The organism is Kitasatospora phosalacinea (genome assembly GCF_030268885.1).
In the GTDB taxonomy this organism is placed as follows: domain Bacteria; phylum Actinomycetota; class Actinomycetes; order Streptomycetales; family Streptomycetaceae; genus Kitasatospora; species Kitasatospora phosalacinea_C.
Map to the genome: position 1 here is coordinate 136398 of NZ_BSSA01000020.1, position 9595 is coordinate 145992.

At 73.6% G+C, this 9595-nt stretch carries 10 protein-coding genes and 1 pseudogene; 7 read left to right on the forward strand and 4 right to left on the reverse strand.

The annotated features are described in order from the left end of the window. Positions 1-4 precede the first annotated feature (4 nt). Positions 5-169, forward strand: coding sequence for a 50S ribosomal protein L32 (rpmF, locus tag QSK52_RS25990; RefSeq protein ID WP_285738578.1), 165 nt, complete (start codon positions 5-7; stop codon positions 167-169). A gap of 62 nt (positions 170-231) precedes the next feature. Here rpmF and QSK52_RS25995 read toward each other — a convergent pair whose 3' ends face one another. Next, positions 232-1953, reverse strand: a complete 1722-nt coding sequence (locus tag QSK52_RS25995; RefSeq protein ID WP_285738579.1) for a methyltransferase — start codon at positions 1951-1953, stop codon at positions 232-234. A 281-nt stretch (positions 1954-2234) separates the two neighbouring features. On the opposite strand from QSK52_RS25995, the gene QSK52_RS26000 reads away from it, so the two are divergent. Genes QSK52_RS26000 through QSK52_RS26015 form a run of 4 tightly spaced genes read left to right on the forward strand, consistent with a single transcriptional unit; the run spans position 2235 to position 5777 of the window. After that, positions 2235-3188, forward strand: coding sequence for a metal ABC transporter solute-binding protein, Zn/Mn family (locus QSK52_RS26000; RefSeq protein WP_285738580.1), 954 nt, complete (start codon positions 2235-2237; stop codon positions 3186-3188). Then, positions 3185-4051 (forward strand): metal ABC transporter ATP-binding protein, encoded by an 867-nt coding sequence (locus tag QSK52_RS26005; protein WP_285738581.1) that lies wholly within the window; start codon positions 3185-3187, stop codon positions 4049-4051. Before QSK52_RS26000 ends, QSK52_RS26005 begins: the two co-directional genes overlap by 4 nt. After that, positions 4042-4947: a metal ABC transporter permease gene (locus QSK52_RS26010; RefSeq protein ID WP_285738582.1), complete on the forward strand. Its 906-nt coding sequence runs from the start codon at positions 4042-4044 to the stop codon at positions 4945-4947. The genes QSK52_RS26005 and QSK52_RS26010 overlap by 10 nt, the downstream gene beginning before the upstream one ends. After that, positions 4944-5777: a metal ABC transporter permease gene (locus QSK52_RS26015; protein WP_285738583.1), complete on the forward strand. Its 834-nt coding sequence runs from the start codon at positions 4944-4946 to the stop codon at positions 5775-5777. The genes QSK52_RS26010 and QSK52_RS26015 overlap by 4 nt, the downstream gene beginning before the upstream one ends. 603 nt (positions 5778-6380) lie before the next feature. Here QSK52_RS26015 and QSK52_RS26020 read toward each other — a convergent pair. From QSK52_RS26020 to QSK52_RS26030, 3 genes are all read right to left on the reverse strand, one after another. Further along, entirely contained in the window at positions 6381-7238 is an 858-nt protein-coding gene (locus QSK52_RS26020; RefSeq protein ID WP_285738584.1) for an aldo/keto reductase, read from the reverse strand. After that, on the reverse strand, positions 7235-7669 hold the full coding sequence (locus tag QSK52_RS26025) for a cupin domain-containing protein (protein WP_285738585.1): 435 nt from the start codon (positions 7667-7669) through the stop codon (positions 7235-7237). Before QSK52_RS26025 ends, QSK52_RS26020 begins: the two co-directional genes overlap by 4 nt. A gap of 71 nt (positions 7670-7740) precedes the next feature. Then, positions 7741-8061, reverse strand: a complete 321-nt coding sequence (locus QSK52_RS26030; RefSeq protein WP_285738586.1) for a carboxymuconolactone decarboxylase family protein — start codon at positions 8059-8061, stop codon at positions 7741-7743. Between the two features lie 223 nt (positions 8062-8284). Here QSK52_RS26030 and QSK52_RS26035 point away from each other — a divergent pair, with 223 nt between their 5' ends. After that, the gene (locus QSK52_RS26035; protein WP_285738587.1) at positions 8285-9196 is read left to right on the forward strand and encodes a helix-turn-helix transcriptional regulator; all 912 of its coding nucleotides are present in this window, start codon (positions 8285-8287) and stop codon (positions 9194-9196) included. 222 nt (positions 9197-9418) lie between these two features. Further along, positions 9419-9595: pseudogene (locus QSK52_RS26040) on the forward strand (IS256 family transposase); the annotation flags it as partial.

Below are 9595 nucleotides of genomic sequence, written 5' to 3' on the forward strand. Positions count from 1 at the left end.
CATGATGGCCGTCCCCAAGCGGAAGACCTCCCGCAGCAACACCCGTCACCGCCGCGCCCGGTGGAAGGCCGCGGCCCCGCACCTGGTCCCGGTCACCGTCGACGGGCGCGAGCACCTCGTTCCGCGCCGGCTGGCGAAGGCGTACGAACGCGGCCTGCTGACGCCGTGAGACAGGAGCGGGGGGACCGCAGCCCAGCGCTGCGGTCTCCCCGCCGTTCTGGGGAGCGGTGGTCAGACTCCGGCCCGGGCGGCGAAGAGCTGGTCCCCGAGCAGGGTGACCGGGTGGTCGTCGCCGGTGACGGCCGACACGGTGCGCAGGCCCGCCCGGGCGAGGGCCGTGCGCCACCGGGCGGCACCGGGCGCGGGCGCGCCCGGACCGGTCCTGGCGTCCCCCGGCGGCAGGCGGGGCAGGAACGCTCCGGAGACGAGGAACTCCAGGCGGGTGCGCACCGGCTCGGTGAGCAGCAGCCACCCGCCCGGAGCGAGCAGCCCGGCGAGGCGCCGGGCGGCCGGATCCGGATCGGCGGCGGAGCCCAGCACGCCGTCGGAGACCACCACGTCGAACGGGCCGGCCGCGGGCCCGGGGCCGGGGCGGTGCGGGTCGAAGAGCTCGAACCCCAGGCGGGGGTGCCGACCGACCCGGGCGCGGACGGCCGCCAGGAGCAGGTCGGACGGATCCGTGCAGAGGTACTCCGCCCCCGTGCCGGGACGGCCCGCCGCCGCGAGGGCCCGGAGGACCGCGTCGGTGGCGGTGCCGACACCGGCGCCGACCTCCAGGACCCGCAGCGGGCCGGGCCCGCGGTGCCCGGCGGCGATCCGCCGGAGCGCCGCGCCGAGGACGGTGGCCCGGTAGCGGCCCGCCGCGGTCCTGGCCGCGAGGGCCTCGACCACCCGCAGGCTGCCCTTGGGCAGCAGGAGCGAGACGGCCCGTTCCTCGCCCGACAGCAGCGCGGGAAGCCGCTCGGCGCTGCTGCGCAGGTGGTCGATGACGGTGGCCGAGCCGAGCGAGCCCGTCCAGGCGTCGGCGGCCGAGCGCCAGGCCCGGGCGACGTCCGAGGTGTCGACCCGGCGCTCGGCGCGGAACAGGTCGCCGTGCCGGGCCGTCAGCCCGCGGGCGGTCAGCTCCTCCAGCCACCGCTCGACCAGTCGGTGGTGCGCGGGTGCCACCCGGGCCGCGCGGAGGACCTCGGCGAGCGGGTGGCCCCGGCCGGGCTCCGCGAAGACGCCGTCGCGGCGCAGGGCGAGCAGCATCGAGGCCAGCACGGCGGCGTCCAGGCGTTCGGTGAACGCCCGTACCTGGTCGGTCGTGACGCCGATGAGCTGCTTCCACGCCGCGTCGGTGGCGGCGGTGACGACCTCCCGCAGGGCGGTGCCGGACGCCTCGGCGTCGCTGCACGGCTCGCGGACGTGGGCCACGACCGCGCCCAGCGCCTCGACGGCGGCGTACACGTCCTGCTGGCGCGGTTCGGGACCGATGTGCAGGACCCGTCGCAGCTCGCCGAGGTCTTCGGTGGGCAGGTCCGCCGACTCGCTCATCCGCCACAGCAGTTCGGAGGGAAGGCTCAGGTGGGTGGAGCGCGAGCGGGCCAGTTCGGCGAGCAGGTCGGCGGGCGGCCGGTCCGGGTCGCCGCAGACCACCGTGCCGCCGGCCAGCAGGGTGGCCAGCGCCAGTTCGACCCCCAGGCCGGCCGGCGGCAGCAGCACGGTGTGTCGGATCGGCGAGGGGCCCAGCACGCTCGCCCAGTACCGCAGCCGCTGCTCCTGCGGGTCCTCCTCCCGGGTCGCCGCCCTGGCGGCCCGGACCCGGGCCGCCAGGGCCTGCGACAGCGCGTCGGCCGGCACCGTGCCGGTCAGGAGCGCGGCGCCGCTGACCGGTCGGCCGTCGGGGCCGATCAGCGCGGGGCGTTCGGCGAGGCCGCGCAAGGCGAGCACGAGCGGGGGAACGGAATCCACGAGGAGCGCTCCGGGGTCGGCGGTGGGGGCGGCACTACTGAACCACGGACAGCAGTGATATGACAATCGTTATCGTATTCACTGAATGGTGACAGTGGTGCGGCGTCGAAGGCTGCGGCCACCAGGTCCAGGTCCAGGTCCAGGTCCAGGTCCGGGTCCGAGTCCGGGTCGAGTCAAGATCCGGCAATGATTTTCATGTCGTCCCCAAGTATCTGGAGATGAAAACCGTTTCCATCTATGGTGGGGGTGTTCGCGCCACCCTGCCGAGGAGCACCTTCGCCATGCGCATCTCCGCGCCCGCACACCCCGTCCGGTTCGCCGCCGCCACCGTCACCGCGCTGACGCTGGCCGCCACCGCCGCCTGCTCGACCAGCCCCGCGAAGTCCGACGCCCCGGCGGCGTCGAGCACGGCCGGGAAGACCGTTCGGGTGGCCGCCGCAGAGAGCTTCTGGGGCTCGATAGCCGCCCAACTCGGCGGCGAGCACGCCAAGGTGACGAACATCATCAGCAATCCGGACGCCGACCCGCACGACTACGAGCCGACGGCGGCCGACGGCCGCACCGTCGCGGACGCCCAGTACGTCATCACCAACGGGATCGGCTACGACGCCTGGGCGGACAAGCTGGCGGCCGCCAACCCGGCTCCCGGACGCACCGCCCTCGAGGTCGGCGACCTGGTCGGCGTCAAGGAGGGCGGCAACCCGCACCAGTGGTACGCCCCGGCGAGCGTCCACCAGGTCGTCGAGCGGATCACCGCCGACTACAAGAAGCTCGACCCGGCCGACGCCGCCTACTTCGACCAGCAGAAGGCGACCTTCCTGGCGGGCGCCCTGGCCCCCTACGACCAGCTGATCGACCAGATCAGGACGCAGTACGCAGGCACTCCGATCGGCGCCTCCGAGTCGATCGCCACCCCGCTCGCCGAGGGCCTCGGCCTCAAGCTCCTCACCCCCGAGGGCCTGCTCGACGCGGTCAGCGAGGGCACCGACCCGACGGCCGCCGACAAGAGCGCCGCCGACGCGCAGATCAGCACCAAGCAGATCAAGGTCTACCTCCACAACAGCCAGAACGACACCCCGGACATCAGGGCCCAGGTCGAGGCCGCCAAGGCCCAGGGCATCCCGGTGGCCACCGTCACCGAGACGCCCGACCCGGCGAACGCCTCCTTCCAGGACTGGCAGATCGCCGAACTCCGGAGCATCGCCGACGCGTTGAAGCAGGCGACCGGCAAGTGACCGCCGCACCGACCGGGCCCGCCGCGCCCGCCTCGCCCGCTGCGCCCGCCGCGCCCCCCGCACCCAACGCCGAACCCGTGCTGGAACTGCGCGGCGCGGCCGTGCGGGTCGGCGGTCGCACGCTCTGGTCGGGCGTCGACCTCACCGTCGGGGCCGGGGAGTTCACCGCCGTCCTCGGCCCCAACGGGGTCGGCAAGTCCACCCTCGTCAAGACCCTGCTCGGCGCGGTCCCCGCCACCGCGGGCGAGCTGCACCTCCCGCCCCGCGACCGCATCGGCTACCTGCCGCAGCGCCGCAGCTTCGACGCGGGCGTCCGCATCCGCGGTACCGACATCGTCCGCCTCGGCCTGGACGGCCACCGCTGGGGCGTGCCGGTCCCCGGCCTCCACCGGGCCCGCCGCCGCACCGAGCGCGCGCGCGTCCGGGAGGTCGTCGAACAGGTGGGCGCCACCGCCTACGCCCACCGGCCGATCGGACAGTGCTCCGGCGGCGAGCAGCAGCGCCTGCTGCTGGCCCAGGCCCTGGTCACCCGCCCCCGGCTGCTGCTGCTCGACGAGCCCCTCGACAGCCTCGACCTGCCCAACCAGAGCGCCATGGCCGCCCTGCTCGGCCGGATCTGCCGGGACGAGGGCGTGTCGGTCGTCATGGTCGCCCACGACGTCAATCCGATCCTGCACCACCTCGACCGGGTCGTGTACCTCGCCGAAGGCCGCGCCGTCTCCGGACCGCCCGCCGAGGTGATCACCTCCACCACCCTCAGCCGCCTGTACGGCGCCCCCGTCGAGGTGCTGACCACCGCCGCCGGCCGCCTGGTCGTCGTCGGCGTGCCCGAGGACCGCGGGAGCCGTGGCCCGTGCTGCTAGCCGACCCCGCCGCACCGGCCTTCTCCTGGAACCTGCTCGCCGACTTCCAGCAGATGTGGTCCTACCCCTTCATGGTCAACGCCTTCCGGGCCGGCACCGTCGTCGCCGTGGTGGCGGGCGTCGTCGGCTGGTTCACGGTCCTGCGCCGACAGACCTTCGCCGGACACACCCTGTCCGTGGTGGCCTTCCCCGGCGCCGCGCTCGCCACCCTGCTCGGCCTCTCCGTCCCGCTCGGCTACCTCGGCGCCTGCCTGGCGGGCGCGCTGGTCATCGCCGCGCTGCGCGAGCGGGGCTGCTCCGGGGGAGCCGAGGAGTCCGCCGCCACCGGCACCGTCCAGGCGTCCGCGCTGGCCTGCGGGTTCCTCTTCGTCACGCTCTACAAGGGACTGCTCGGCGGCCCGCAGGCCCTGCTGTTCGGGACGTTCCTCGGCATCACCACCGACCAGGTCGTCCTGCTCGCCGTGGCCGGCGGCTTGGTCCTGGCCGTCCTGGCACTGGTCGGCCGACCCCTGCTGTTCGCCTCCCTCGATCCGGACGTCGCCGCCGCCCGCGGCGTGCCCGTGCGCCTGCTCGGCACCGCCTTCCTGCTCCTGCTGGGCGCCGCCACGGCCGAGGCCGGCCAGATCACCGGCAGCCTGCTGGTCTTCGCGCTCCTGGTCGTGCCCGCCGCCACAGCCCGGCAACTCACCGCCCGGCCCGCCCCCGGCCTCGCACTCGCCGTGCTCCTGGGCCTCGCCGCCTGCTGGCTCGGCCTGCTCACCGCCTACTACCAGCCCTACCCCCTCGGCTTCTGCGTGACCACCTTCGCCTTCACCGGGTACCTGCTCGCCCACCTCGCCCGGGCCCTGCGCGGCAGGTCCGGCCGGACCCCGCGGCCGACCGGAGGACCCGCATGACCACCACCCTCCACCAGCCCTTCTTCCAGCACGCCCTGACCGCCGGCACCGCCATCGCCCTCGCCTCCGGCCTGATCGGCTACTTCCTCGTCCTGCGCGCCCAGACCTTCACCGGCGACACCCTCAGCCACGTCGCCTTCACCGGCGCCATGGCCGCCCTCGCCGGCGGCTACGACCTGCGGCTCGGCCTGTACGCCGCCACCATCGGCGCGGCCGTGCTGCTCGGACTCCTCGGCCGCCGCGGCCGTCCCGACGACGTCGTCATCGGCACCCTGTTCTCCTGGATCCTCGGCCTGGGCACCTTCTTCCTCACCCTCTACACCACCCACCGCTCCACCACCCGGGGCAACGCGGGCACCAGCGTGCTGTTCGGCTCCCTCTACGGCCTCGACGGCGTCCGGACCGCCACCGCCGTGCTGATCGCCCTCGCCCTCACCGCCGCCACCCTGCTCATCGCCCGGCCCCTGCTGTTCACCAGCCTGGACGAAGCCGTCGCCACTGCGCGCGGCGTGCCGGCCCGCGCCCTCGGCGTCGGCTTCCTCGTCCTGGCCGGGGCCTGCGCCGCCGAAGCCACCCAGGCGGTCGGCTCGCTGCTGCTGCTCGGCCTGCTCGCCGCACCCGCCGGGGCCGCGGTCCGCCTCACCGACCGCCCCTACCGGGCACTCGCTCTGTCGGCCGTACTCGCCGTGCTGCAGATGTGGGGCGGGCTCACGCTCAGTGCGGCCGTACCCCCACTGCCGCCCAGCTTCGCCGTCATGGCCGTCGCTGCCGCCTGCTACGCCGCCGCGGCGCTGGTCCGTCCGGCGCCGGTCCGCCGGACCGGCCCATGAGCCGGCCCATGACCCGTCCCCGGAACCGGCCGCCCGGGCCGGGCGGGAGAGCCCGCAACAGGCGCTCGTGCACCGGGCCCCGGCAGCCTGCCCGGGATTCACCAGCGCCCAACTCCTGCACCTGCGCACGGCCTCGCCGTGGACTCCGCCGAGGTCGAGTCCCGGGCCGCACGCATCGTCGGACGGTCCGGGTTCGCCGACGTCGAGACCGGCCGCGTCGTGGACGTGCTCCCGGACCGCAGCTCGGGGACCTTCGCCGCCCGGCTGCGCGAGCACCCCGGCGCGGAGACCATCTGCCGTGACCGCGCCACCGCCCGCCACCTCGGCCCGGACCGCGAGACCGTGCGCTGCCACCTCGCCAAGCCCCGCGAGGGGACAGCCGAGCCGGTGCGCGCCGACACCTTCAGCCCGCGCCGCACCGGCGCCGCCAGGCCGGGGCGGCACGGCGGCTTCGGTGCGGGGCAGGTGGGCGCGGTGCGGTGCATGGCGGCAGGTCCCTCGTACCAGGGTGGGGTCACCGACTCAGCAGGGTCCTGTCGGTGCGGCGCGCGAGCCGGCCCGGTGCGTCGGGCCGGTCCGGGCCGGCGCGAGGTGGCCCTGGCGTCACTTGCCGCTGTAGACGGGGAAGGCGCTGTGCTCGCCGTAGTCCACGTCGCGCAGGTCGCGCAGGGCGTCCATGTCGTCGCCGGAGATCTCGAAGTCGACCTCGGCGTTGGCGCGCATGTGCTCGGGGTTCGCCGTCTTGGGCAGCGACACCGTGCCCAGCTGCAGGGTGTAGCGGATGCACAGCTGGGGGACGGACACGCCGTACTTGTGCGCCATCGCCTGGACCTCGGCGTTCTTCAGGATTGCGCCGTGGGCGATCGGCGAGTACGCCTCGACGAGGATCTGCTTGCTCTCGCAGTAGGCCAGCAGCTCGGAGGGGGTGTTGCCGGCGTGCACGAGCAGCTGGTTGACGTGCGGGACGACGCTCGCGCCCTGCAGGATGTTCTCCAGGTCGTGCTGCTGGAAGTTGGAGACCCCGATGGACCGGATCTTGCCGGCCCGGTGGGCGTCCTCCAGGGCGCGCCACGCCTCGCGGTTGCCCTGGGCGTAGTCGCCGCCGCGGAAGTCGTTCCACGGCTGCGGACTGTGGATCAGCATCAGGTCGACGCGGTCCAGGCCCAGCTTCTCAAGAGAGCCGTCGACCGCGGCGAGCGCTTGGTCGTAGTCCTTGATCTCCGCGGCGAGTTTGGTCGAGACGAACAGCTCGTCGCGGGGCACCCCCGAGGTGCGGACGCCCTCGCCGACGCCGCGCTCGTTGCCGTACGCCTGGGCGGTGTCGATGTTGCGGTAACCGATCCGGACGGCTGCGCGGACCGCGTCGGCCGCCTTGTCGTCGTCGATGAACCAGGTGCCGAGCCCCAGCCGGGGGATCTCGACGCCGTCTGCCAGCGGGTAGGTCTCGTCCAGGACGGTCATGCGTTCGCTCCGTTCTTCGGCAGCTGCCCGTACGCCTCGTCGGTGACGGGCTCCAGCCATTCGTTGCTGACGTTCTCGCCAGGGGTGATGAAGGCGACGTGGGAGAACCACGAGTCGGCCTTCGCGCCGTGCCAGTGCTTCGTGCCCGCCGGGACGCGGACCACCGTTCCCGGCTCCATGCTGACCGGGTCCTCGCCCTCGGCCTGGTACCAGCCGCTGCCCGCCGTGCACAGCAGGATCTGGTCACCGCCCCCGCCCGCGCCGTGGTGGACGTGCCAGTGGTTGCGGCAGCCCGGCTCGAAGGAGACGTTGCTGACGGGAACGCTCCCCGAGGCGAGCGGAGCCAGGTAGCTCTGGCCGGTGAAGTACTGCGCGTAGGCGTCGTTCTTCTCCCCGCGGGGGAAGATCTGGTCGAATCCGTCCGCAGTCATCGTGTTCTCCTCCTTCGGTCCGGCACGGCCCACCGGGCGTGCCGGGTGCGTTGCGTCGCTCGCGCCGGGGGTCAGGCGGAGCGCTCGTCGGCGATCCTCTTCAGCTGGGTGATCGCGGTCATCGCGTTGGGCCAGCCGGCGTAGAACGCCAGGTGCGTGATCGCCTCGGACAGCTCCTCCACGCTCAGCCCGTTGTCCAGGGCGACGCCGAGGTGGTGACCGAGCTGCTCGCTCCGGTACAGCGCCGCCAGGGCGCTCACGGTCACCAGGCTCCGGTCACGAGGCGACAGCCCGGGGCGCTCCCAGACGTCACCGAAGAGAACCTCGTCGGTGACCTCGACCAGCTTCGGGGCGAGTGCGGCAAGCGCCCGGGGCGCAGACTGCTTCGGCATGAGGAGGGTCTCCTTGATCGAACGAGTGGACCGGGCCGGTTCCACGGTGTGTCGAACCGGACCCCGCGGCAGCCGCCGTGCCCCGCTTCCGGTCGGCTCCCGACGGAGCCAGCGGCTTCCTGACATCGAGGAAACCCCAGGTCACGGGAGTGGAGAAGGGTCTGCCGTTACAGGTACTGACAGGACCCCCCACGTCTGCGCCGTCCGGCTTAGCGTGGAAGGCATGAGCACCGAGAGCGACATCCGCGAGTTCCTGGTCTCCCGCCGTGCCAAGATCACCCCGCAGCAGGCCGGGCTGCCCGCCTACGGCGGCCACCGGCGCGTGCCCGGCCTGCGCCGCGAAGAAGTCGCCCTGCTCGCCGGCGTCAGCATCGACTACTACGTCCGCCTCGAGCGCGGCCACCTCGCCGGCGCCTCCGAAGAGGTCCTCGACGCCGTCGCGAACGCCCTCCAGCTCGACGACGCCGAACGCGCCCACCTGTTCGACCTGGCCCGCGCCGCAGCCAAACGACCCACCCGCCGCACCCGCCGCCCCGCCCCGGCGCTTCCGGACAGCGTCCTGCGCGTCCTGGCCTCCATGACCGACTCCCCGGCCTTCATCCGCAACGGCCGCCTCGACATCCTCGCCACCAACCGGCTCGGCCGCGCCCTCTACGCCCCCCTGTTCCCCGACCCCACCGCGACGACCACCAACATCGCCCGCGCCCAGTTCCTCACCCCCGAAGGCCGCGACTTCTTCCCCGACTGGGAGGTGGGCGTGAACACCACCGTCGCCCTCCTGCGCACCGAAGCCGGCCGCGCCCCGCACGACACCGAACTGACCGGGCTGATCGGCGAACTCGTCACCCGCAACGAGGAGTTCCGCACCGCCTGGGCCAAGCACAACGTCCGCCTGCACCACACCGGCCGCAAGGCCTTCCACCACCCCGCCGTCGGCGTCCTCACCCTCGACTTCGACGCCATGGAACTACCGGCCCAGCCGGGGCTGACACTCACCGCGTACAGCGCCGCACCGGGCACCCCCGATGACGACGCTCTGCGACTCCTCGCCACCTGGGCCGCCACGGAGCACCCGGCAGGCGTGGACGGCCTCCTCGGCAAGTCGTCAACTGACGTTACTTCCGACCGTCGCTGACCACGTCGATCCGGTAGGGCCTGTACTACCCGGAATCACAAACTGTTCGACAACAGAGCCGGCTACGAGAGGCACGCGGACCTCCACGGGCGGGTGAAGGTCCCACCGGCCTGCGACCGCGGTGTGCTGCCCTGCGGTTCGGGATCGAGGTCGACGGAAGGACCGGTCGGAGCGGGTCTGTAAAAAGAACGGTGTAACTCCCGATCAAGGAAGTAGCACCTGATGACAGACGTGACCGTCTCGGCCGAGGCCGTGGAGGCCGTGCGACCGGCCGAGTTGCAGCCGGACGCCCTGGACGACCAGTTGATCGGGCAGCTGGTCGACCGTGCCCGCGCGAGCGGGCTGCAGCTCACCGGCACCGGCGGCCTGCTCCAGCAACTGACGAAGAAGCTCCTGGAG

Bases quoted from the DNA above. Each gene is read 5' to 3' on its own strand.
- QSK52_RS26015 (WP_285738583.1), top strand. From the start codon at position 4,944: ATGACCACCACCCTCCACCAGCCCTTCTTCCAGCACGCCCTGACCGCC.
- rpmF (WP_285738578.1), top strand. From the start codon at position 5: ATGGCCGTCCCCAAGCGGAAGACCTCCCGCAGCAACACCCGTCACCGC.
- QSK52_RS26025 (WP_285738585.1), bottom strand. From the start codon at position 7,669: ATGACTGCGGACGGATTCGACCAGATCTTCCCCCGCGGGGAGAAGAAC.
- QSK52_RS26020 (WP_285738584.1), bottom strand. From the start codon at position 7,238: ATGACCGTCCTGGACGAGACCTACCCGCTGGCAGACGGCGTCGAGATC.
- QSK52_RS26030 (WP_285738586.1), bottom strand. From the start codon at position 8,061: ATGCCGAAGCAGTCTGCGCCCCGGGCGCTTGCCGCACTCGCCCCGAAG.
- QSK52_RS26035 (WP_285738587.1), top strand. From the start codon at position 8,285: ATGAGCACCGAGAGCGACATCCGCGAGTTCCTGGTCTCCCGCCGTGCC.
- QSK52_RS26000 (WP_285738580.1), top strand. From the start codon at position 2,235: ATGCGCATCTCCGCGCCCGCACACCCCGTCCGGTTCGCCGCCGCCACC.